Genomic DNA, 20651 nt, shown 5'->3' with positions numbered 1-20651 from the left:
TTTTTGTATTTGAGACTGGGCACCCCACCTTTTCCGGGTGGTGGCACGGGTGGCCTCGCCATCTCTGCTGGCTGGGGTGGCGCCCGAGTCGCCCGGGGGGCGGGCCGGTTCCCGGACGGGCCGGCCGCCGTCAGGTCAGGACCCCACCGGTGCCGGTCCCACCAGCTCCGTCAGGACGTCCTCCATCGTCACGAAGCCCAGGACCGCGCCCGTCTCGCCGGTGACCGCGGCGAGGTGGCTGTCCTCGGTGCGCAGGGCGGTGAGGGTGTCGTCGAGGGGGGTGTCGATGCGGACGCGGGTGACGCGGTGCAGGGCCGAGCGCGGGAACGGGCGGTCGCGGTCGGTGAGGCCCAGGGTGTCCTTGATGTGCAGGTAGCCCAGGACCGTGGAGCCGGGGCCGGTGACCGGGAAGCGGGAGTAGCCCGCCTCGGCGGCCATGCGTTCCAGCTCGGCCGGGGTGACCGTGTGGGGGACCGTGCGCATCTTCTGCGACGGGACCAGGATCTCGCCGACCGGGCGGGTGCCCAGCTCCAGCGCGTCGCGCAGGCGCTCGCCGTCGGCCGGGGTGAGCAGCCCGGCCTCGCTGGCGTCGACCACCATGCGGGCCAGCTGGTCGTCCGTGAAGACGGCCTCGACCTCGTCCTTCGGCTCCACCCTGAGCAGCTTGAGCAGGGCGTTGGCGAAGGCGTTGATGCCGAAGACGAACGGCTTCAGGGCCCGGGTGAGGGCGACCAGCGCGGGACCGAGGAACAGGGCGGTGGTCGCCGGGGCGGCCAGCGCGATGTTCTTCGGGATCATCTCGCCGATCAGCATGTGCAGATACGTGGCGAGGGTCAGGGCGATCGCGAAGGCGACGGGGTGGACCAGCGCGTGCGGCATGTGGACCGCCTCGAACACCGGCTCCATCAGGTGCGCGATGGCCGGCTCCGCGACCGCGCCGAGCACCAGCGAGGAGACGGTGATGCCGAGCTGGGCCGTGGCCATCATCTGGGAGATGTGCTCCAGGCCCCACAGGGTCATCCGGGCGCGCTTGTCGCCCGCCTTCGCGCGCGGCTCGATCTGGCTGCGGCGCACCGAGATCAGGGCGAACTCGGCGCCCACGAAGAACGCGTTGGTCAGCAGCGTCAGCGCGCCGATGAAGAGCTGTACGGCGGTCATCGGGCCATCTCCCGCTGCTCGTGCTCCGGCTGCCCGCCCACCAGGGGCGCGGGCGCGGTGACGCGGAGGCGGTCCGCGCGGTGGTGGTCGACGTCGAGGACGTCGAGGTGCCAGCCGTCCAGGTCGACGACGTCGCCCTTGACGGGGATGCGCGTGAGGTGGGTGGCGACCAGGCCGGCCAGGGTCTCGTACGGCCCCTCCGGCGCGGTCAGGCCGATGCGCCGCAGGTGGTCCAGGCGCAGCGAGCCGTCGGCCTCCCAGGCCGCCCGGCCGTCCGCCCGCGCGGGGGCGGGCAGCAGGTCCGGGATCTCGACCGGGTCGTGCTCGTCGCGGACCTCGCCGACGACCTCTTCGACGATGTCCTCGACGGTGGCCACGCCCGCCGTACCGCCGTACTCGTCGATGACGACGGCCATGGTGCGGGCCCGGCGCATGCGCTCCAGGAGGCGGTCGGCGGGCAGGCTGTCCGGCACCAGGAGCGGCGCGGCGGCCAGCTCGGTGACGGGGGTGACCGCCCGGCGCTCCGGCTCCAGGGCCAGTACGTCGCGGATGTGGACGGTGCCGATGACCTCGTCCAGGCTGTCCTGGTAGACCGGGAAGCGGGACAGGCCGGTGGCGTGCGAGAGGTTCGCGGCGTCGGCCGCGGTGGCGTGGGCCTCCAGGGCCTTGACGTCCACGCGCGGGGTCATGACGTTCTCCGCGGTCAGCTCGCTCAGGTGCAGGGTGCGGACGAACAGCTCGGCCGAGTCCGCCTCCAGGGCGCCCTCGGCGGCCGAGTGCTGGGCGAGGGCGACGAGTTCCTCGGCGCTGCGGGCGGACGCCAGCTCCTCGGCCGGTTCCAGGCCGAAGCGGCGTACGAAACGGTTCGCCGTGTTGTTCAGGTGCCGGATGAACGGGCCGAAGGCGGTGGTGAATCCGCGCTGCGGACCCGCGACGACCTTCGCGACGGCCATCGGGCGGGAGATCGCCCAGTTCTTGGGGACCAGCTCGCCGACGACCATCAGGACGACGGTGGAGAGGACCACACCGAGCAGCGTCGCCACCGTCGAGGCGGCGGCGCCCAGGCCGATCGCCGTCAGCGGGCCGCGCAGCAGCACCGCGATCGACGGCTCGGCCAGCATGCCGATGACCAGCGAGGTCACCGTGATGCCGAGCTGGGCACCGGAGAGCTGGAGGGTCAGGGAGCGGGCGGCCTTCAAGGCGCCCTCGGCACCGCGCTCGCCGGACTCGGCGGCACGCTCCAGGTCACCGCGCTCGACGGTGGTGAGGGAGAACTCGGCCGCGACGAAGAGCGCGCAGGCCAGGGTGAGCAGGAGGGCCAGCAGGAGCAGCAGGACCTCGGTCACCGTGCCACCCCGCTTCCCTCACGCGCATACGGGGGCACTGGCGGGCCGGCCGTGGCACGGCCGGTACTGGGAGGCTCCATTACGGAACGGGACTCCTTAACGGGGTCGGCGGGCGCCGGTACCAGCCGCGCGCCCGAGGTTTTCCCTCACATGGTAAAGGACCTGCAAAGAGAAGGGGAGTACTCGAACCCCTGTGCTTCTACTCGCCTGTAGAACGGCGGGACGGTCCCGGTTGTTCCCCCGCGCGGGTGCGGTGCGGGCCCAGTTCGCGCAGGACCTCGGCGAGGTCGGCGGTGGTGAGCGCGGGGGCCGGCAGGGGCGGTGCGGCAGGGGCGGTCCGCAGGCCGGCCAGGAACAGGGCGAGCGGGCGGCGCCAGGCGTCCGGCGTGGTCGCGGCGGTCAGCGCCGGGACCGCGCGCCCCAGTGCCGCGAGCCCGAACAGGACGTCCTCGGTGGTGACGTCGGGCCGCACGGTGCCCTCGTCCCGGCAGCGGACCAGCAGCGCGTCCACGGTCCGGCGGTTGTGCTCGTGCACGGCCTCCAGACTGTCCACGCCCCGCAGATGCGTGGTCATCAGGTCGTTGGAGCCTCGGTCGGCGGCCAGGGCCGCGAAGACGACGTCCAGATAGCCGGTGAGGCCCGCCCACGCGTCCGGCGCCCGCCTGGCCCGCTCACCCGCCTCCATCGTGCCGGTCAGCGAGTCCCGGAACACGGCGTCCACGAGCGCGGCGCGGGTGGGGAAGTGGCGGTAGAGCGTCGCGTTGCCGACGCCCGCCCGGCGCGCGATCACGTCCAGCGGCGCGTCCAGCCCCTGCTCGGTGAACACCTCATGGGCCGCCTCCAGCAGAAGCTCCCGGTTGCGCCGCGCGTCGCGTCGCTGCCGGGGCGCTCCCTCGCGTGCGCCGACGCTCATCCTCGCCCTCCGGATCGTACGAACCGGGGAGTGCTCCCCGTGCCCTCGGTGCCGATGCTATCGTCGGCCGGGTAAATGGGGAGCACTCCCCGTTTACTCGTTTGACTGCCGTCCCCGGTTTCCAGGAGGTCCCATGGCCGCGCCCACCCTCGACGAACTGGCCGCCCTGCGGGCCGCGGGCGCCGTCCACCGGGTGTCGGTGCCGGGGAGCGGGGAGAGCTGGCTGGTCGTGACGCGCGACGCGGCGCGGGCCGCGCTCACCGACCCGCGGCTGCGCAACGACATCCGGCACTCCGCGTCCTGGGACTCCGACGGCGGGCACGCCATCGGCCGCAACATGCTCCAGAGCGACCCGCCGCAGCACACCCGCCTCCGCCACCTGGTGGCCGGCCACTTCACACCGGGCCGGATCGCCGCCCTGCGCCCCCGCGTGGAGCGCGTCGCGAGCGACCTGCTGGACGCGCTGCCGCGCCGGGGCACGGCGGACCTGGTCGCCCGGTACGCGCTGCCCCTTCCGGTGACGGTGATCTGCGAACTCCTCGGCGTGCCCGGGGCCGACCGCGAGGTCTTCCACACCTGGTCGAACGAGCTGGTCATGCCCACGTCGCCGGAGGCGGCGGAGGCCGCGGCCGGCGCGCTGACCGGCTACCTCACCGACCTGACCGGCGCCAAGCGCGACGCCCCGGACGGCACCCTCCTCGGCGACCTGACCGCGGCCTCGGACGCCGGTGGTCTCACCGCCGAGGAACTGCTCGGCATGGCCTTCCTGATCCTGGTCGCCGGGCACGAGACGACCGTCAACCTGATCTCCGCGACCGTCCACAGCCTCCTCACCCACCCCGGCCAGCTCGACCGCCTGCGCGCCGAGCTGGACCTGGCCGAGGCGGCGGTGGAGGAGTCGCTGCGGTTCAACTCCCCCGTGCACGCCTCCGCGTTCCGCTTCGCGGCCGAGCCGCTGGAGCTGGCGGGCACACCGATCGCGGCCGGCGACTCGGTGCTCGTCTCCCTCGCCGCCGCCTCCCGCGACCCCGGCCACTTCCCCGACCCCGACCGCTTCGACATCGGCCGCGCGCCCCGCGGCCACCTCGGCTTCGGCCACGGCCTCCACCACTGCCTGGGCGCCCCGCTGGCCCGGGCGGAGGCCACCGTCGCCGTACGCCTGCTCCTGGAGCGGTACCCCGCGCTCGCGTTCGCCACCGACCCGGCGACGCTCACCTGGCGCACGAGCACCCTGCTGCGGGGGCTGGCGGCACTGCCGCTGCGCCTGGGCTGACCCGCGGGGCCCGGGCGGCCACGAGCGTCAGGACGGGTCCTCCGGTACGGCGGACAGCAGGCTGTGCACGACCGGGCCCGCCGAGCCGCCACCGGTGACGCCCTCCTCGACGACCACGGCGACCGCCACGTTGCCGCGGTGGGCGACGAGCCAGCCGTTGTTGTCCTGGTCGTCGGAGACCTCGGCGGTGCCGGTCTTCGCGCCGACCTCGCCGGGCAGGTCGGCCAGGACCCGCGCGGTGCCGTCGGTGACGGTGTCCCGCATCAGCCCGCGCAGCTGGGTGACGACCTTGCCGGGCAGCGGCTCGGTGCGGGTGCCGTTTTCGTTCCCTGCGGTGACGGACGGCTGGTGGAACTCGCCGGAGACCGCGGTCGCCGTCACCGACGCCATGATCAGGGGGTTGGCCTGGATCCGGCCCTGCCCGATCATCGACGCGGCCTTCTCGGTCTCGTCCTTGGGCACCGGCACCGAGCCGTCGTACGTCGGGATGCCGACGTGCCACTCCTGGCCGACGCCGAAGTAGGTGCGGGCGACCTTGCCCAGCTCTCCCTCGTCGAGCTTGCCGCGCAGGCTGATGAAGGCCGTGTTGCACGACTCGGTGAAGTCCTTGCGGAAGGTGGCGCCCGGGTGCTCCGACGTCTCCACGTTGTGGAACTCCTTCCCGACCGTCAGGTACTTGGGACAGTCCACGACGTCGTCCGGCTCGACCGCGCCCTTGAGCAGCAGGGCGCTGCTGGTGACGATCTTCCAGGTGGAGCCGGGCGCGTAGGTGCCGGAGGCGGCGCGGTTGAAGCCGGTGGCGGGGGAGTTGGCGAGGGCCAGGACCTCGCCGTTGTCGACGCGCAGGGCGACGAGCGCGGCGTTCTTGCCGTCGGCCTTCGCGAGGGCCTGCTCGGCGGCGGACTGCCAGGTGGCGTCCAGGGTGGTGCGTACGGGCTGGTCCGCCGTCGCCGGGTCGGGCTTCTTGCCGAAGGACGCCTCGGTGCGCACGGTCTCGCCGCTGGCCCGGTCGACCAGCTCGACCGCGCCGCGCGGACCACCGCCGCCCGCGTCGCCGGCGAGCCGGCCCAGGAGCGGTGCCAGGGACGGGTACCGCCCGCCGTTGAGGGAGGTCCCCTCGCGGTCGGTGACCTTCGGCGGGGTGGTCTCGGCGCGCTCCAGCCGGAACTTCTCCGTGTCGCTCAGCCGCGGGTGCACCAGGGACAGCCGCCAGTCCACCTTCCAGGCGCCGTCGTCCTGTTCACGCAGCGGCAGCTCCGACTCGTACGTCCAGGTGCCGAGGCCGGTGACCGGCATCCGGGCGGTGAACGGGACGCTGAGCGTGCCGTCCTCGGCCTCCTTCGCGTCCTTCGCCGCCGTCAGCTTCGGTTTCTCGATGTCGAGCCCGGCGGTGAAGCTCTGCAGCACCTCCTCGGCCGGGCCGGGTCTGGTGGTGCGGCCGGCCGCGTTCGGCAGGCGCCCGGCGGACCAGTCGGCGAGGAACGCGCGCGCCTGTTCCATCGCGGCGGGGTCCGGGCCGTCGTCGCCGCGCGCGAAGGGCCCGAGCCCGGCGGCGTACGAGCCGCCCGCGGCGATCGCGAGCACGACCCCCACCGCGGCGACGGCCCGCACGCCGTTGCGGGGGCCGCGGCGGCGGGGGGAGGTGAGGTAGGGGGCGTCGGGCATGGGAGGTTCCCTGTCTGTCGGGGCGGTGGCTTCTGTTCGGTGCATCGGTTCGGTGCGTTGGGTGCGTCGGCGGCGACGGGTCAGCGGCCGGGGCCGGTGCGTCGGGCGGCGTCGGATCAGCGGCCCGAGGCGGTGAAGAAGTCGAGGATCGTGCCGGTGGCGTCCAGGTCCTTGCTGACGGGGCCGAACCCCTCGGGCGGGGCGACGGTCGTACCCGGCCAGGTGTGACCGGCGTCGTGGACGACGAGGAGCCGCACGGTGTCGGCGTCCGGGCCGCCTCGGCCGTCCTTCGGCCGCCAGACGGTCTCGTCGTAGCCCTTGCGCGCCCGCGTGACCGGTTCGCCCGCGCCCCCGGCGTCCGCGAACGCCTCCGCGGTGTCCCGTGCGGACAGGCTCGGCAGGATCGGTTCCTCGGGGTCGGGCGGCGGGGAGGGCAGGCCGGCCAGGGGCCGTACGGGGTCGTCGGCGCCGTAGACGACCAGGACCGGGACGGGTCCGGTGGGCTTCACCGCGGCGTCGCCCGCGGCCAGCTGTCCGGAGACCGAGGCCGCACCCGCCAGCAGGGCGGGGCGTTCGGCGGCCATCCGCAGGGCCATCGAGCCGCCGTTGGAGAACCCGGCGACGTAGACCCGCCGGGGGTCGGCGTGCTCGGTGCCGACCAGGTGCTTGATCAGCGCCTCGGTGAACCGCACGTCGAGCCCGGGGTCCGGACGCCGCTCGGTCGCCTTCGTGCCCGCGCCCCAGCCCTGGTCGAGGCCCTCGGGGAAGGCGACGAGCATGCCGCGCTCCTCGGCGGCCCGTTGCAGCCTGCTCTTCTCCCGCAGGTCCGCGGCGCCCTCACCGCGGCCGTGGAAGGCGATGACGAGGGGTCTGCGGCCGTCGGCTGCAGGCCGGTGCAGGAGGTAGCGGCGGGTGTCGCCGTCCACCCGCAGCTCCCCCCGGACCTCCGGCGCCGCCGTGGCCGTACCGCCGGTGCGGGACGCGCCGCTCGCCGGTGGCGCCGCGTCCGGGCGGGAGGAGTCGGCCGCGCAGCCGGCCAGGGGGAGCACGAGGGCGAGGGCGAGCGCGCCGGGCCACCGGCGGAGGCGGGGTGCGAGGTCGCGGAAGGAGCGCATGTCCCGAGGAGAGCAACCCCGCGAGGCCCCTGTCCAAGATTCATATGGATGTCGGATCGATCAATCCCCGATATGATTACTGCTCGTGGACCTGGTGCGGCACCTGGAGTGCTTCGTGGCTGTTGCAGAAGAGTCACACTTCGGGCGTGCCGCCACCCGTCTGGGCATGGCCCAGCCGCCCCTGTCGCAGCGCATCCAGCGGCTGGAGAAGGAGTTGGGCGTCCGGCTCTTCGAGCGCACCAGCCGCCAGGTGACCATCACCGAGGCGGGCACACTGCTGCTCGCCGAGGCCCGTGAGCTGCTGGCCCGCGCCGAGTCCCTGCGGGCCACCGCGCGCCGGGTCCGCGACGGCGAGACCGGTCTGCTGCGCGCCGCCCTGTCCCCCGACATCTCCGGCGAGACCGTCGCCGCGCTGCTGGCGGACTTCCGGCGCCGCCACGCGGGACTGGAGCTGGAGCTGCACGAGCTGTCCACCGCCCAGCAGCTCGCCGGGTTCGCCGCGCACGAGCTGGACGTCGGCCTGATCCACCACCCCTGCGACGTCACCGGCCTGGAGCTGGGTCCGGTGCTCCGCCGCGACCTCGGCGTCCTGCTGCCGCGCGGCGCCCCCCAGGCGGACCGGGCGGAGGTGCCGCTCGCCGCCCTCACCGGCTACGACCTGGTCCTCTTCCCGCGCGCCGACGCCCCCGCGGTCTACGACGACCTGCTCACCGCGTGCGCCCGGGGCGGCTGGACGCCCGGTGCCGTACGGCACGGGCAGGGCGCGAGTTTCGTACGCGGCCTGGTGCTGTCGTCCGGGGCCGTCGCTCTGTGCCCGCGCGACACCCGGCTGGTGACGCCCGGCGACCAGGACCTGGTCTGGCGTCCACTGGCCGGGGCGGCGCCCGCCTGGCGACACTCCGTGGCCTGGCCGAAGGGACGCGGCGACGCAGCCGTCGGCGCCTTCACGGACGCGGCCACCCACGCCCTGCGCACCACGGCCGACGCCCACTCGGAGACCCCCGCCCGGCCCCTGCACCTTCGCCCGGCATCGGAGTACTGGCTATGACGGCCCCCGCCGCCTTCCCCCACCCACCGTCGCCCGGCGCCACCCCGCCCGCGACGGGCCACCGCCCGACATTCCCCACCACCGCGCGCCCGGCGTCGCCCGGTGCCACCACGCACACGCCACACCACCGCCCCGCGCCCACCACCACCCACCCGCCGTCACCCGGTGCCGCCACGCACGCGACCGGCCACCGCCCCGCGTTCCCCACCGCCGGGCGCCCACCGTCGCCACGCGCCACCCCGCCCACGACCGACCACCGCCCGGCGCCCTCCACCACCCACCAACCGTCGCCCGCTGCTGCCACGCACGCGACCGGCCACCGCCCCACACTCCCCACCACCACCCGGGCGGCCAGTCGGCCCGCCGCAGCCGTCCCCCGGCCGGGCAGGCTCCCGCGCGCCCTCCCGGCCCTACCGACCTCCGGGACCACCCACATGACCCCCCGCCCCGGGCCCCCCGCCCCCCACCCGCGCCCCACCCCCCTCACGCGATACGCCGCCCCCGCCCACCCCCACCCGGCATCGGAGCCCCGGTCATGACCGACACCGCCGCCGCGGCCCGGCTGGGTGCGGTCTTTGCCGAGGCCGGGGTCACCGGGTGGCTGCACGCCGTGGACGTGGACTCCGGTGCGCAGGTGGAGGCCGGTGCGGACCAGGCGGTGTGCACGGCGAGCGTCCACAAGGTGTGCGTGCTGGTGACGCTGCACGAGCAGGCGGCGGCCGGGGTGCTCGACCTCACCGAGCAGGTCGAGTGCCCGGCCGCCGGCCGCACCCCGGGGCCCACCGGCCTGTCGGCGATGCTGGACCCGGTCCGGCTGTCGCTGCGCGACGCCGCGTTCTGGATGATGTCCGTCAGCGACAACACCGCCGCCGACCTGCTGCTGCGCCGGGTCGGACTGGACGCCGTCAACCGGACCACCGAGCGGCTCGGCCTGACCCGGACGCGGGCCGTGTACGGCTTCGGCGAGATGCTGGGCACCATGCGGGAGGACGCCGGTCCCGCCGGCGCCCAGGCCCTGGCCGACCCGCACGTCATCACCCGGCTGCGCGCCCTGGACCCCGCCCGCACCAACCGCAGCACCCCCCGGGACATGACCCGGCTGCTCACCGCGGTCTGGCGGGACGAGGCCTGCCCGCCCGAGTACGGCGCCGCCATGCGCCGGATCATGGGCCTCCAGGTCTGGCCGCACCGCCTGGCCTCGGGCTTCCCCTTCGACGACGTCCACGTGGCCGGCAAGACCGGCAGCCTGCCGACCCTGCGCAACGAGGTCGGCGTCGTCGAGTACCCCGACGGGGGCCGCTACGCCGTCGCCGTCTTCACCCGCACCGCCCACACCGCCGCCACACTCCCGGCGGCGGACGCGGTCATCGGCACGGCGGCCCGGATCGCGGTGGACGCGCTGCGGGCGCCGTGAGCCCCGCCGCTGAGCCGGGAAGATCACCGGGGGATATCGGGCGCTTTATCCCATTCGGGGGTACATAATCGGAACATGAGTACGGCAACGTATGAACTGCTGGCCGCGCCCGACGCGGTCAACGTGACAGTGGCCTTCGTCATCGGACTGGTGGTCGCCGGCGCGCTCATCGGCGCCGTACGGATCGGCCTGCGGGTCATGGACCGGGAGTCCGACCGCCCGCGCGCCGACGAACAGCCCCACCTCCCCGCGACCGGCGCCGTCCACGAGGAGCGGGAGATGCGGGAACCCGACGAGATCCCGCTGAACCAGGACGGCAGCCCACGGCTCATGCCCTACGAGCTGCACCACTCGGGCAGCCGCCGGGGCGAGGACCAGCGGCGGCGGCGATGGCTCCCCGGTTCCAGCGGAGCCTTCGGCAGCGGCGGCTCCGGGCACCACTGAGCGGTCCGGCGGCGGGCCGACCACCGGGCCGACCACCGGGCCGACCATCGGGCGGATACGGCGGAGCGGCCCCGGCCCGCGGGGACGCCAGCGGGCGCGCGTAGGGTCACCGGCACCGGCCCCCCGCAGCCCAAGGAGCCCCCGCCGTGACGACCGCCCCCGGCCAGCCGCAGCCCATCCCCGTGATCATCGACTGCGACACCGGCATCGACGACGCCCTCGCACTGCTGCTGGCGGTCCGCCACCCCGGCCTCGACCTGCGCGCGGTCACCTGCGTGGCCGGGAACACCGACGTGGCGGGCGTCGTACGGAACACCCTGACCGTGCTGGAGCAGGCCGGCGCCCCCGACATCCCCGTCGCCCGGGGCGCCGAGCGCCCGCTGATCGAGGGCGTACGCACCGCCCGGCACGTGCACGGCCACGACGGCATGGGCGACCTCGGGCTGCCCGCGCCCACCCGCACCGCCGCCGACGTGGACGCGGTGACCCTGCTGCGCCGGGAGATCCTCGCCTCCCCGCGCCCGGTCACCCTGATCCCCACCGCACCGGCGACCAACATCGCGCTGCTGCTGCGCACCCACCCGGAGGTCACCGGGAACATCGAGCGGATCGTGTTCATGGGCGGCGCGGTGACCACCGGGAACGCGACGCCGGTCGCCGAGTTCAACGTCTGGCACGACCCGGAGGCCGCCGCGATCCTGCTCAGCGCCGGGGTGCCGATCACGATGTACGGCCTCGACGTCTTCCAGCGGGTGATCGTCCCGGGCCCGGACGTGCGCCGCCTGCGCGAGAGCGACGAGCCCGGCACCCGGCTCGCCGGTGAGCTGCTCGCCCACCGCGGTCCGGCCACCGACGAGTCGGACCCCGGCGGCGGCCTCGGCGACGCGGGCGCGGTCTGCGCGGTGCTCGACCCGGCGGGCCTGACCACGCACCGGCTGCCCGTCGAGGTCTCCCTGGCCCCGGGGCCGGCCCGCGGGCAGACCGTCGTCGACCGCCGCGTCCGCCCCGGCGAGTCCGAACTCCATGACGGGACCCGGGAGCAGCCGCTGGTGGACGTGGCCCTGGACGTGGACGTGGCCCGCTACGTGGAGCTGTATCTCGCGGCGGTCGAGCGCCGGAGTCCGTAGCCCTCGGCGCGTCGCGGGCACGCGGGTTCGCTTTTCGGGTGATGTGGACAGATCTATTCGTGTCGCCCGCACGCTCGCGAAGGAGACCGCGTGACCGTACGCAGCACCGCCGCCAAGCCCGACCTGTCGTCCAAGGACCCCAACTGGTGGCGGCAGGCCGTCATCTACCAGGTCTACCCCCGCAGCTTCGCCGACGCCGACGGCGACGGGCTCGGTGACCTGCGCGGCATCACCCAGCGCCTGACCCACCTGGCCGCCCTGGGCGTCGACGCCCTGTGGCTCAGCCCGTTCTACCCCTCCGAACTCGCCGACGGCGGCTACGACGTCGACGACCACCGCGACGTCGACCCGCGCCTGGGCACCCTGGACGACTTCGACGCGATGGCCGCCGAGGCGCACCGGCTGGGCCTCAAGGTCATCGTCGACCTGGTCCCCAACCACACCTCGCACCGCCACGCGTGGTTCCGGGAGGCCCTGGAGGCGGGCCCCGGCTCCGCGGCCCGCGACCGCTACGTCTTCCGCGACGGCCGCGGCACGCAGGGGGAACTTCCGCCCACCGACTGGCAGTCGGTCTTCGGCGGCAGCGCGTGGAAGCGGGTGCCCGACGGGCAGTGGTACCTGCACCTGTTCACCCCCGAACAGCCCGACCTGAACTGGGAGAACGAGCAGATCCGCGCCGACTTCCGCACCACGCTGAAGTTCTGGTCGGACCGGGGCGTCGACGGCTTCCGCGTCGACGTCGCGCACGCGCTGGTCAAGGACCTGGCCGAGCCGCTGCGGGACCTCGGCTCCCCCGAGCTGAGCGGCGAGGCGGCGCTCGCGGAGTTCGCTCCGGGCACCCACCCGTTCTACGACCGCGACGACGTCCACGAGGTCTACCGCGACTGGCGCAAGATCCTCGACGCCTACACCCCGCCCCGCATGGCGGTGGCCGAGGCGTGGGTCCCGGGGGCCCGGCGCGCGCTGTACGCCCGCCCGGACGAACTGGGCCAGGCCTTCAACTTCGAGTACCTCCAGGGCGGCTGGGACGCGGCGGAGCTGCGCGCGATCATCACCGGCTCGCTGGCCGACGCGCACGCCGCCGGTGCCTCGGCGACCTGGGTGCTCTCCAACCACGACGTGGTCCGGCACGCGTCCCGGCTGGTCCTGCCGCCGGACACCGACACCGACGCCTGGCTGCTGTCCGGCGGCCACGCCCCGGCCGTCGACGCGGCGGCCGGACTGCGCCGGGCCCGCGCGGCGACGCTGCTGATGCTGGCGCTGCCCGGTTCGGCGTACGTCTACCAGGGCGAGGAGCTGGGGCTGCCCGAGGTGGCCGACCTGCCCACCGAGGTCCTCCAGGACCCGATCTGGGAGCAGACCGGACACGTCCGCAAGGGCCGCGACGGATGCCGGGTGCCGCTGCCGTGGACGACGGAGGGGCCGTCGTACGGCTTCGGCGCGGGCGCGGCGTGGCTGCCGCAGCCGCCGGTCTTCTCGGCGTACTCCGTCCAGGCCCAGGACGGGGTGGCGGACTCGACCCTGGAGCTGTACCGCACGGCCCTGCGCCTGCGCCGCAAGCTGCTCGACGGCGAGTCGCTGACCTGGTCCGACGACGTGCCGGACGGGGTCCTGCGGTTCGACCGCACGGACCGCTGGCGCTGCGTCACCAACCTCACCGGGGCCACGGTCGACCTCCCGGCCGGCGAGGTGCTGCTGAGCAGCAGCCCCCTGGACGGCGGCCGCCTGGGCCCGGACACGACGGTCTGGCTGGGGCTGTAACCGCGCACCCGCCCCCGTCCCTCACCCGGACGGCCGCGCGCGCTGGTGGCGGGGCGGGGACGGTGGTGGCCTGGGGGGTGCGGCCGGGCCTGGAGCGGCGCCGGCCGCACCGGCCCTCCAGGAGGCACCGATGCAGCACGCCCCCGCCGCCCGTCCCCCGCTCGCCGCCCTGGTGTCGGCGGTCCTGGCGCTGACGGCGGCCGCCTGTGCCGGTGGCGGGCGGACGGCGGAGCGGCCCGCCCCGCCCGCGCCGACGGCCCCGCGGTCCCCGGCCGCGCTGACGCCGGCCGCCGTGCCGCCCGTGCTCACCGAGGGTCAGGCGCGGGCGGCCCTGATCACCGAGGACGACCTGGGGGAGGCGTGGGAGCCGACGCGGGGCGCCGCGACCTGGCGGGACGAGCTGCTCAAGGCCACCGCCGAGCGGCCGGACTGCCGTCGTCTGCTGGACGTCCTGTACACCGAGGACCTCTTCGGCACCGCCACCGCGCCGCGCGCCACGGCCGCCCTGGACGACACGGACGGCGGCGCCCAGCTGCACTACCGCGTCACCTCGCACCGCGCCGCCGACCTCGACCGCACACTGACCTGGCTCGGCACCCTGCCGGACACCTGCGGACACTTCACGTCCCGCGCCGCCCACGGCCCCGCCCGGAACGTCCGCGTCACCGCCCTGCCACTCCCGGAGGCGGGCGAGGCCCGACAGGCCATCCGCGTCACGCTGAACGCCCAGGAAGCCACCCTCACCGTGGACCTCGCCGCAGTCCGCGTAGGCGACGACGCCGCCAGCCTGACCCTCGGCACCCTCACCGCCCCCTCCACCACCCCCACCCGGACAGCCACCGAAACGGGCGCCCGACGCCTGGCGGAGGTCCGGCGACAGGGGCGGGCACAGGTGTAGGGCAGGTGCAGGGGGAGGACGGGCGGCGGTCTACGGGCCGGGCCCCGTGTCGCGGCCGAAGTGTCTGCGGTGGGTCAGTACCTCGCGGGCCACGGCTTGGGCCGTGCGGTCGCGGGCGAAGGCGTCGGCGCGCAGGCGGGCCAGGGCCTCGTCGGCGCCGATGCGCAGCTGGGCCATGATCATGCCGACGGCGCGGTAGACCTCGTCGTGGTCGCCGGCCACCTCGTCCAGCCAGGCCCCCTCCCGGCGCGGCAGGGCCATCAGGGCCACCGTGATGACCCCGGCCACCAGCCGTGCCGTGCGCAACTGCGGCGCGCTCAGGCCGCCGGGGGTGTCGCGGTAGAGGTCGAGGGTGCCCAGGCACACCTCGTCCGTGCCCAGCGGCAGCGCGTAGACCGCGCGGACACCGATCGCCGTGGCCTGCTGGGCGAAGACCGGCCACCGCCCGGCGTCCGCGCCGGACGTGAGGTCGCAGGCGAGCACCGGCGCACCCGCCGCGGCCGCGGCCACACAGGGGCCGTTGCCCAGCGTGGCCTGGATCTCCGCCAGGTACGACGCCCGGGCCCCGCTCGCGCACAGCCGCACCGGCACGCCCTCGCCGCGCAGCGACGCGCTCGCCCCGGTCACCGGCAGCAGCCGTACGGCCACCGCGCACATCCGCCCCGGCACCTCGTCCGGCGGTGCGCCGCGCACCTCGGCGGCGATCAGCTCGGCGGCGGAGGAGCCACCGTCGGGGGGCCCGTGGGGTTCGTCGATGGGCGGCACGCGCACCGCCTCCTTCCCGCACGGCGGCCCAGGGCCGACTACCCCTGCCCGACCGGCGGAAACCGGCGGAACGCGCCGGGCTACAGCGGCGGCTGGGCCGGTGCCGGACCCAGGGTCGTCGTGCCGGGCGCGGTGCGGTGTCCCAGGCCGGTGCGGTACGCGTCGAGGGCCGCCTCCACCCGGCCGGTGCGGCGCAGCAGGTCGCCGAGGAGCCGGCACAGGTCGGCCAGGTCACCGGCCGCGCCCGCCCGCTCCAGCAGGCTCAGCGCGCGGACGTAGTGCTCCTCCGCGGCCTCGGTGTCCCGGGCGTCCTCGGCGATGATGCCGAGCAGCCGGTGCGCCCCCGCGGAGTGCACGGCCCCGCGCTCGGAGGAGAGGTCGTCCAGCACCCCGTGCAGCAGCCCGGCGGCCTCCTCGGACTTGCCGCGCCGGTGCAGTACGTCGGCCAGCTCGACGGCGACCTGGCTGCTGTAGAGGGCGGCCCGGGTGGCGGAGAGCATGCTCAGCGCCTCGCGCATCTCCTCCTCGGCGCGCGGGAGTTCGCCGTTCTGGGCGTAGACGTACCCGCGCATCCAGTGGCAGTTGGCCAGCTCGGTGCGCAGGTGCAGCGTGCGGTACAGCTCGGCGGCCTTGGCGAGCGACGCGTCCGCCTCGGCCAGGCGGCCCTCGGCGAGCAGGGTGCGGGCGACCGAGCGGTGCATCCGGGCGACCAGGGCGGGGTCGCCGGCGCTGGGGGCGAGGGAGAGCGCGAGTTCGGCGGCCTGGGCGGCGCGCGCGTGGGCGCCCATGTCCATGTACGGGCCGATCGCGCTGGCGTAGAGCAGCAGCAGCGCGTCGGGGTCGTGCAGGCCGCCGCGGTTCAGCTCGTCGAGGGTGGACTCCAGGAGGTAGACGGCGTACCGCAGTTCACCGGCGAGGTAGTGCGCGACGGCGCGTCCGCGCAGGGCGGGCACCCGGCCGGGCAGCGGGGCGCCGGCGTCGGCGAGGCACCGCTCGGCCCGTTCGAAGTACTGCCGTCCGGCGGCCAGTTCGCCGGTCTCCATGGCGCACTCGCCGAGCCCGAGCAGCGCGGCGGCGCGTTCCTCGGGCAGTTCGTGCGCCTCGGCCTCGGCGAGCAGCGCGGTGTACTGCCCGGCGGCCTGTTCCGCGCCCTCGGTGGCGAGGGTGCGCTGCGCCTCGGTGAGCCTGAGCCGCAGGTCCGTGGCGAGCCGTGCCGGACGCCCGGTGGCCAGCTCCTCGTAGCCCACGCCCAGCCGTTCGGCGAGATGCCGCAGCGCCTCGTCGGAGGGGCGGACGCGGCCGGCCTCCAGGGTGGAGATGTAGGCGGGTGTGTACGCCGGTTCCGCGAGCTGGCGCTGGGTCATCCCGCGCTCGGCCCGCAGCCGTTGCACCCGGCGTCCGATGGCCCCCCGGTCGTCACGGTCCCCCACTGCCAACTCCCCCTGAGGCTCTTGCCGTTCGACTCGGACGGCTCTAGGTTAAACCGCGTATTAAGCACGCTTAACAGTGCTTGACACAATCCCCGGATCCGCAGAGGACACCGTGCCCGTACGCACCCGCACCGCCGAACGCTACGCCAGAGCCCTCGTCGCCGCCCTCGCCACCGTGGCCTGCCTGCTGCTGGCCGCGAACGCCGGCCCCACGGACCCGTCCGGCTCCCCCGCACCGGCACCGGTCGGGGAAACCGCCCCGCACCTGGAAGAACTGGCCTCCGTGAACAGCTGAGGGGGCGTCCGGGCAACGACGAGGGCGACCGGCACTGCCCCTGCGGCCCCGGGCCGTGCCCGTTCCTCGCTCCTCTCCGCGGTCGCGCGCTGATAGACAGATGGGTCAAGCCCGGACGGGGTCCGGGGCAGAGAGGAGCCAGCGTGCGGGCACACCACAACCGGGACAACGAACGGGAGTCGGCCACCGACCCGCGGCGAGCCGTCCGCCGCCCCGCGCGGGACCCGAGAGACGCTCGGCTGCTCGGTCTGCAGGAGAGCGCCGGCAACGACGCCGTCACGGAGTCCCTCCGCCGGTCCGGACATCCGGGGGCGCAGCAGGGGGCCACCGTGCAGCGGGCGAAGCGCGACCGCGACGAGAGCAACCAGGGTGAGATCAACCCGGAGGCGGTCAGCATGATCGCGCAGCCGCTCGGTCACGAGGACACCTACAAGGGCGGCAGGGGCCGCAAACTGCCCAAGGACCAGAAGGAGGCCGCCTGCTGGGAATGGGCGGTCCGCGCCGCCTCCGCGGGCAGCGGGATCTCCCACGGCGACTGCTGGGAGTACCTGACCAGCATGGGCGAGCCGGCCACACTCAGCCAGATCGCCCCCGCGGTCAAGCAGGAACTGGACGCGTTGCGGTCCGACATCACGGCGGCCGGGATGAGCTTCGACCCCCTCAGGCTGGACGAGAAGCACGACGAAGGAGCCATCCTGCCGCTCATGCGGCGGGCGGTGGAGAGCTTCGTGAGATCCAACGGGCTGAACGTGGCCGACGGGTCCCCGGCGGGCTGGGTGGTGTGCAATTACAAGATGACGGGCAAGCTCGCCGTCCCCGACCACTTCTGGATCGAGCTTCCCGATCCGAACACCGGCAGGCGCGTGGTGCTCCAGACGGTCCCGGACATCCCGTTCATCGAGGCCGGCGGGCAGAACCTGCGCTGGCACGAGAAGGACAGCGTGAAGGAACGGCAGAGCGAGCACGAGGTGCACCAGAAGATCGAGGTACCCGTCGCGGCGCTCAAGGGCCGGCACACCGAGATCATCAACGGCGTCCTGGACGAGGGCCGCCGCACCCGGGCCAAGGCCGGACCCGCCTAGCGGGTGCCGGTCGGCTCAGCCCTGGGTCTGCAACCGGCTCAGCTCCCGCCGCACATGGTCCAGGGCGCCCTCGCGGCGCCCCGGTACGCGGCCGCGCAGCGCGGCGAGGGCCGCGCCCAGTTCGCGGGCCGGGCCGGTGTCGCGCACCAGCCCCCACTGGTGGTGGGCCCGGTCGACGGCCGCCTCCACCGCGGGTGACTGCGGCGGCTGGCCGGCGCCGAGGCGGGCCTCGGCCACCGTCAGCCAGGCCCGGCAGCTGCGCACCGGGTCGCCCGCGAACATCGCCAGGTCGGCCCGGACCTCCGTCCAGTGCAGCGCCTCCTCGGAGGCGGGCCCGTACGCGTGGGCCGCGGCCCCCTCGTGCCGGGCGGCGAGAGCGTCCGCGTCCGGGTGCCGGCCGGCCTGCACGGCGGCGGCGATGACGGCGTGCGGGTCGCCCGCGGCCGGCCCCGGCGCCGTCAGCACCAGGTCCGCGCCGACCGTCGCGCCGCCGCCCGCCGCCTCGGCCGCCGTGCGGGCCAGCGCCTGCTGGTGCAACGCGTCGAGGGGCGGCCGGTGCCCGCTGCGCAGGATCGTGGCGAGGGCCCGCATGTACGAGGGTGCGGCCAGCGTCCGCCGCGCGGGCGGCGGCGCGATGCGACCGTAAACGGCGTTGTTGCGCCCGCAGTCCAGCGGATTCAGCGGGTCCAGCGGATTCGTCCGCAGCCACTGCCAGGTCTCCTGGTCGGCGTGCAGGTCGAGCAGCAGCGTCGTCGCACCGCTCGGCCGCAGCCGCAGCTCCTCGCGGATCCAGTGCCAGGGCAGGGCGGTGTAGCGGACGGTGGCCGGGGTGGTGCGGGCCAGGGCCAGGTGCGGCAGGCGCTGGCGCCGGTCCAGCTGGAGCTGCCCGACGACGTAGACGGTCAGCGGTCCCGGGGCCGCCGCCGCTGCGCGCAGCCGGGTGAGCACGGCCTGCGGCTCCAGCGGGTCGGCGAGTTCGACGACGTTCGCCGTGTCGGTGCCGGACAGCACGGCGGGCGGCACGGCCGCGAGCACGGGGAGCACGGAGGCGGCGTCCACCAGGCATCCCCTGCCCACCGGCGACGCCGCGAGCAGCAGCACGGTTCCGGGCATGTCCCCTCCCCCCTGTCGATCACGTACGGCAGCACCGTAACCGCTGCGGCTGCAAAGCGGGGCGCTCAGGGCCACTTCGGGGGCAGCCCCATCCGCCGTACCGCGAAGACCGTGGTGTCGTCGGCCAGCCGCCCCCGGCAGTGCCGCAGCGTGCCGTCCCGTACGAGGGTCACCAGCCGCTGCGGCGCGGCGTTCGCGGCGTCGGCCGCGACGGCGCGGGAGACGGCCTCGCCGTGCGGGAAGAACCGTCCGTGGGGATCGAGGGCCTCGGTGACCCCGTCGGTGACCAGCAGCAGCGCCTCGTCGTCGGCGAGCGCCGCGCGGCTCACCGACACCCCGGAACGGGAGATGAGATCGCTCATGCCCAGGGGCAGGCCGCCCACGACCGGAAGGGCGCGTACGCCGCCGGGGCTGACCGCCAGGGGCGGCTCGTGGCCGAAGACGACGATCTCCACGGCGTCGGGCAGGTCGATGCGGAAGCTCACCAGCACGGCCGTGGCGAAGCGGTCGCCGTCGGCGCGGCCGAGGGCCGCCGTGTGCGCGCGGTGGCGCAGCATGCGGACCTCCAGATGTCTGGCGACCACCGCGAGGTCCGGCTCGTGGTACGCGGCGTCCCGGAAGGTGCCGAGCAGCGCGGCGGCCGCGTCCACCGCGCCCAGGCCCTTGCCCTGCACGTCGCCGACGAGGACGCGGGTGCCGTGCGGCCCGGGCTGGATGTCGTAGAAGTCGCCGCCGACGCGGGCCTCGCTGTCCGCGGCGAGGTAGACGGCGGCGTGCTCCAGGCCGCCGAATCCCACCGGGAGCGGGCGCAGCACGGTGCGGCGCGTGGTCTCCGCGATGTCCCGCATGTGCAGCATGCGCTGCTCGCCGCCGACCCGGACCGCGGCCACCACCACCGCGATCGCGCCGCCGATGACGACGAGCATCAGGCCGGGCAGCCCGGTCTCCTGCCGGTGCTTCCAGACCAGGTCGGCGAGGAGGTAGACGACCACCGCCAGCACCGAGAACAGGGCCGTGGCCCGTACTCCGCAGATCGCCGCGGCGACACCGGGCACGAGGACGGTCCACGAGATGATCTGGAACACGCCGGTGGTGAAGTCCGCCACGGCGATGCCGGCGAGCAGCACCAGCGGGACCAGCCAGGCGACGCTGTGCCCGCGCACGCTCAGCAGCTCGTGCCGCGACACGACGTCCCCGCGGCCGGCGGCCTGGACCAGCCGTCCCCACTTCCACCGGCCACGCACCGGCCTGCGCACGCGACCCCTCACAGGGGCTAGCGAAACACGCTCCCCGTCACCCCGCATCCTGACTTGCCGCCCGGCCCGCCCAGGTGTGCCCTGGAAGTCGGGGCGAGGCGAGAGGAGTGCTCCCATGGCTCACGCGGCACCGACACACACGCCGCCCGACGTCTTCGGCGCGCGGACCCACCTGCTGGCGAAATGGGCGATGCCGCTGGCGATCGGCCTGGTCTACGGCTACTGGGTCGCGTCCGTCCGCCGCCACGGCGGGCCCATCACCGGCTGGAACCTGCTGGTCGGCTTCCTGAGCGTCCTCGTGTTCTTCGTGCTCTTCGTCGCGGTCCGCGCGGTGGCGGCGCGGCTGCCGCGGGAGGGCCACGCGGTGCTGTGGGGCGCGTTCGCGGGCAGCGCGCTGGGGTTCCTGTACTCCGGCAGCGGCGTGGCCATGTTCACGTCCATCCTGGTGTCCCTGCTGCTGGCGGGGGCGGTGACGGGGTCGCTGTTCTACCGGTACTACACCCACGAGGACGCCGAGGAGGCGCGGGCGGCGCGTCCGTAGGGGCCAT

19 protein-coding genes are annotated in these 20651 nt (G+C 75.1%); 10 read left to right on the top strand and 9 right to left on the bottom strand.

Translation table 11 applies throughout. The annotated features are described in order from the left end of the window. Positions 1–135: 135 nt before the first annotated feature. The 3 genes from ACFC1X_RS18305 to ACFC1X_RS18295 form a co-directional block, all read right to left on the bottom strand. Positions 136–1158, bottom strand: a complete 1023-nt coding sequence (locus ACFC1X_RS18305) for a hemolysin family protein (protein WP_376354808.1) — start codon at positions 1156–1158, stop codon at positions 136–138. Further along, positions 1155–2504: a hemolysin family protein gene (locus tag ACFC1X_RS18300; protein WP_376354805.1), complete on the bottom strand. Its 1350-nt coding sequence runs from the start codon at positions 2502–2504 to the stop codon at positions 1155–1157. Before ACFC1X_RS18300 ends, ACFC1X_RS18305 begins: the two co-directional genes overlap by 4 nt. Positions 2505–2703: 199 nt before the next feature. After that, entirely contained in the window at positions 2704–3417 is a 714-nt protein-coding gene (locus ACFC1X_RS18295) for a TetR/AcrR family transcriptional regulator (protein WP_376354803.1), read from the bottom strand. Between the two features lie 133 nt (positions 3418–3550). On the opposite strand from ACFC1X_RS18295, the gene ACFC1X_RS18290 reads away from it, so the two are divergent. Continuing rightward, positions 3551–4690 carry a cytochrome P450 gene (locus ACFC1X_RS18290; protein WP_376354800.1) on the top strand — a complete coding sequence of 380 codons (1140 nt, stop codon included), beginning with the start codon at positions 3551–3553 and terminating at the stop codon, positions 4688–4690. Positions 4691–4717: 27 nt separating this feature from the next. On the opposite strand, the gene ACFC1X_RS18285 is transcribed toward ACFC1X_RS18290, so the two are convergent. Then, positions 4718–6355: a penicillin-binding transpeptidase domain-containing protein gene (locus ACFC1X_RS18285; RefSeq protein ID WP_376354797.1), complete on the bottom strand. Its 1638-nt coding sequence runs from the start codon at positions 6353–6355 to the stop codon at positions 4718–4720. Between the two features lie 116 nt (positions 6356–6471). Further along, complete coding sequence (locus tag ACFC1X_RS18280) at positions 6472–7470, bottom strand: alpha/beta hydrolase family esterase (RefSeq protein WP_376354795.1); 999 nt, start codon at positions 7468–7470, stop codon at positions 6472–6474. Between the two features lie 115 nt (positions 7471–7585). On the opposite strand from ACFC1X_RS18280, the gene ACFC1X_RS18275 reads away from it, so the two are divergent. From ACFC1X_RS18275 to ACFC1X_RS18250, 6 genes are all read left to right on the top strand, one after another. Further along, a complete protein-coding gene (locus tag ACFC1X_RS18275) occupies positions 7586–8518 on the top strand; it encodes a LysR family transcriptional regulator (RefSeq protein ID WP_376354792.1) in 933 nt (310 codons plus the stop codon). A 535-nt stretch (positions 8519–9053) separates the two neighbouring features. Then, positions 9054–9932: a serine hydrolase gene (locus ACFC1X_RS18270; RefSeq protein ID WP_376354790.1), complete on the top strand. Its 879-nt coding sequence runs from the start codon at positions 9054–9056 to the stop codon at positions 9930–9932. A gap of 75 nt (positions 9933–10007) precedes the next feature. After that, positions 10008–10376 (top strand): DUF6479 family protein, encoded by a 369-nt coding sequence (locus ACFC1X_RS18265; RefSeq protein ID WP_376354787.1) that lies wholly within the window; start codon positions 10008–10010, stop codon positions 10374–10376. A 146-nt stretch (positions 10377–10522) separates the two neighbouring features. Then, complete coding sequence (locus tag ACFC1X_RS18260) at positions 10523–11503, top strand: nucleoside hydrolase (protein WP_376354784.1); 981 nt, start codon at positions 10523–10525, stop codon at positions 11501–11503. Between the two features lie 90 nt (positions 11504–11593). Beyond that, on the top strand, positions 11594–13264 hold the full coding sequence (locus ACFC1X_RS18255) for a glycoside hydrolase family 13 protein (RefSeq protein WP_376354781.1): 1671 nt from the start codon (positions 11594–11596) through the stop codon (positions 13262–13264). Positions 13265–13394: 130 nt separating this feature from the next. Then, positions 13395–14162, top strand: a complete 768-nt coding sequence (locus ACFC1X_RS18250) for a hypothetical protein (protein WP_376354778.1) — start codon at positions 13395–13397, stop codon at positions 14160–14162. A 30-nt stretch (positions 14163–14192) separates the two neighbouring features. Here the strand turns inward: ACFC1X_RS18250 and ACFC1X_RS18245 are convergent, their stop codons facing one another. Beyond that, positions 14193–14927, bottom strand: coding sequence for a GAF domain-containing protein (locus ACFC1X_RS18245; protein WP_376354775.1), 735 nt, complete (start codon positions 14925–14927; stop codon positions 14193–14195). Between the two features lie 80 nt (positions 14928–15007). Continuing rightward, entirely contained in the window at positions 15008–16357 is a 1350-nt protein-coding gene (locus ACFC1X_RS18240; protein ID WP_376354772.1) for a helix-turn-helix domain-containing protein, read from the bottom strand. Positions 16358–16469: 112 nt separating this feature from the next. Between ACFC1X_RS18240 and ACFC1X_RS18235 the strand changes: the two genes are divergently transcribed. Further along, positions 16470–16652 carry a hypothetical protein gene (locus tag ACFC1X_RS18235; RefSeq protein WP_376354769.1) on the top strand — a complete coding sequence of 61 codons (183 nt, stop codon included), beginning with the start codon at positions 16470–16472 and terminating at the stop codon, positions 16650–16652. 143 nt (positions 16653–16795) lie between these two features. Next, positions 16796–17734, top strand: coding sequence for a hypothetical protein (locus ACFC1X_RS18230; protein WP_376354766.1), 939 nt, complete (start codon positions 16796–16798; stop codon positions 17732–17734). Positions 17735–17749: 15 nt separating this feature from the next. On the opposite strand, the gene ACFC1X_RS18225 is transcribed toward ACFC1X_RS18230, so the two are convergent. Together ACFC1X_RS18225 and ACFC1X_RS18220 are read right to left on the bottom strand one after the other, a co-directional pair. Then, positions 17750–18847 carry a hypothetical protein gene (locus tag ACFC1X_RS18225; protein ID WP_376354763.1) on the bottom strand — a complete coding sequence of 366 codons (1098 nt, stop codon included), beginning with the start codon at positions 18845–18847 and terminating at the stop codon, positions 17750–17752. A gap of 65 nt (positions 18848–18912) precedes the next feature. Beyond that, positions 18913–20103: a PP2C family protein-serine/threonine phosphatase gene (locus ACFC1X_RS18220; RefSeq protein ID WP_376354760.1), complete on the bottom strand. Its 1191-nt coding sequence runs from the start codon at positions 20101–20103 to the stop codon at positions 18913–18915. Between the two features lie 115 nt (positions 20104–20218). Here ACFC1X_RS18220 and ACFC1X_RS18215 point away from each other — a divergent pair, with 115 nt between their 5' ends. After that, on the top strand, positions 20219–20644 hold the full coding sequence (locus ACFC1X_RS18215) for a hypothetical protein (RefSeq protein WP_376354757.1): 426 nt from the start codon (positions 20219–20221) through the stop codon (positions 20642–20644). The last annotated feature ends 7 nt before the right edge of the window (positions 20645–20651 follow it).

The organism is Streptomyces sp. NPDC056128 (assembly GCF_042263835.1).
GTDB lineage: Bacteria > Actinomycetota > Actinomycetes > Streptomycetales > Streptomycetaceae > Streptomyces.
This window is presented reverse-complemented; position numbering and strand designations above follow the sequence as displayed.